Annotated in this window: 2 protein-coding genes; both read right to left on the bottom strand. The window is 73.0% G+C overall.

The features are described 5' to 3' along the window. Positions 1–40: 40 nt before the first annotated feature. Complete coding sequence (locus tag E1182_RS30320; protein WP_132271157.1) at positions 41–967, bottom strand: phosphatidylcholine/phosphatidylserine synthase; 927 nt, start codon at positions 965–967, stop codon at positions 41–43. A 348-nt stretch (positions 968–1,315) separates the two neighbouring features. Then, positions 1,316–2,170 (bottom strand): NUDIX hydrolase (locus E1182_RS30315; RefSeq protein ID WP_132271156.1); only part of this gene is annotated, 855 nt, incomplete at its 5' end.

Genomic DNA, 2,170 nt, shown 5'->3' with positions numbered 1-2,170 from the left:
GCGTACGCGGTGCCCCCCTTCCGGGTCGCTTTACGACGGGTCAGGCGGTGCGGCGCTGGTGCAGCCAGAGCAACGGGCCACTGACCAGGTAGCCCACCACCACCAGGGCGAAGGTGAGCCGGATGTCGACCAGCGCACCGATCACCGGGGCGAACCAGACCCACGGCGGCAGCTTCAGCAGCCGGGCCAGCTTGGCGTACGGGAAGCTGGAGACCATCGCGAAGGCGAGCAGAGCCACCCCGGCGATCTGGACGGTCGGCGGCAGCGGCAGCCCGATGGCGACCGTGAGGGCGAGCACCGCCGCCGCCATGGTCGTCGGGACCCCGCAGAAGAAGCGGCCGTCCTTGGGCGAGACGTTGAACCGGGCGAGCCGGATCGCGGCACAGCCGGCGACGAGGGCCGCGGCCACCGCGGCGGCTCCGGTCGGCGCCGACCCGGCGAGCGAGGCGTAGACCACGACCGGGGCGGCCAGGCCGAAGGAGCACATGTCGGCCAACGAGTCCATCTGGGCACCGAACGGGCTGGCCACGCCGAACTTGCGGGCGAGCGCACCGTCCAGGCCGTCGAAGGCCACGCAGGCGATGAGCAGCAGCGCGGCCACCCGGGTCTGGCCGGCCATGGCCACGAAGATGGCGTTGATGCCGAGCATCAGGCTGGCCAGGGTGCAGGCGTTGACCAGCGCGAACTTCATCCGACGGGCGGGAGTGCGCGCACCGGGCAGCAGCGGGATGGCCATCGCCGGCGACTCGTCCGCCGGGACGGCGGGGGCGAGGGCGGGGCTGACCGGCATGACCGCGTCGATCTCGGCCCGGTCGAGCGGGAGATGACTCCGGCCGAAGCGGTCGAGGCCGTAGCGGCGGCGGGGCCGGTCGGCGAGAACGAGATCGGTGCGGGTGGTCGGGTCGCCGTCGCGGCGTCCCACCCGGACCAGCAGCACCTGACGGGCGAACGTGCTGCTGCGGCGCAAGGAGCCCGCCCAGCGACGCCCTGCGGGGCGCGGACTGTCAGTCGTACGACGCCGGCGCCATGGGGCTCTCGGCACGTTTTCCTCCATCACCGGATCGGCTGGCCGCCCCGCGGGGGCGGATGTCCGGCTGTCTCGTGCCGGACCGCTGTCGGCCCGGCAGCCGTCGAAGCGGAGTACACCATTACACAGGGGAGTGGTGGTTGGCGATAGCTGCCGGCGGTACTTATATCTCCGTTAAACCGCGCGAACCGCTTCGTTGTTCCCATCTCGGGCCATCGCCCGTTTTCCCTGCCAACCTCACGTCCGACTGTACCGGAGCTGACCGGAACCGGCCCGTCGGGCGGGGCGCTACCGCCCCTGACGTCCGGTTGCCGTTGCCGCCACGTCCGTCATGGAAAGGCCCGTGAGCTGGTCAGGAGTGAACCAGGCGGCGTCAGCGGTCGATCCGCCGGCCAGTTCGGTGACCACCGCGTCGGTGGGTACCGGCACCCGCACCCGGTAGACCACCCGGACCGTGTGCCAGTCCAGCGGTCGTCCTTCCGGGCCGAGGGCTGCGGGATTGTGCAGATGACCGACTGTCAACAGGTCGGCTACCGTGCCGAGCTGCCCGGACTCCTCCACCAGCTCGCGCAGCAGCCCGGCGCTCGGTTGCTCACCGTGATCCGTGCCGCCCCCGGGCAGGTGCCACCTGCCGGCACCCGGATAACCGGCGGCGATCCGGGTCAGCAGAATCCGGCCCTGCGGGTCGGTGACCAGCCCGTACGCGGCGAAGCGCTGCCACCGGTCGGTCGCCGGGGCGGCGACCCGCCCGGCGGGCAGGGCCCGGGGCAGGTCGGCTGGCAGGGGCACCACGGGCAGACCGAGCAGTTCGGCGGTGAACGGCATCAGTGGCAGCGCGGCGGCCTCGTCCGGAGTGGCCCAGGTGAGGGCGTCGCTGCCGCCCGCCGACTCGGGGCGGGGCGCACCCCCGGAGGCTGTGACGTCGAAGACCAGCCGGTCGACGTGCAGCGCAACGCCGGCGTCACGGAAAGTGACCACGTCGGCGACGGCGGCCCGGGGGCGGGTCACCTCGACGGCCAATCCGGTCTCCTCGGCGAACTCGCGCACCACCGCGGCGACCGGATGTTCCCCGTGCCGGACGCCGCCGCCCGGCACCTGCCAGACCCCGGGGAACAGGCACGTCGCGGAACCCCGCGCCAGCAG

Origin of the sequence: Micromonospora sp. KC721, from assembly GCF_004348355.1 — a bacterium.
GTDB lineage: Bacteria > Actinomycetota > Actinomycetes > Mycobacteriales > Micromonosporaceae > Micromonospora.
Note: the sequence above shows the minus strand (reverse complement) of the source record. Positions and strands in the feature narration are given on the sequence as shown.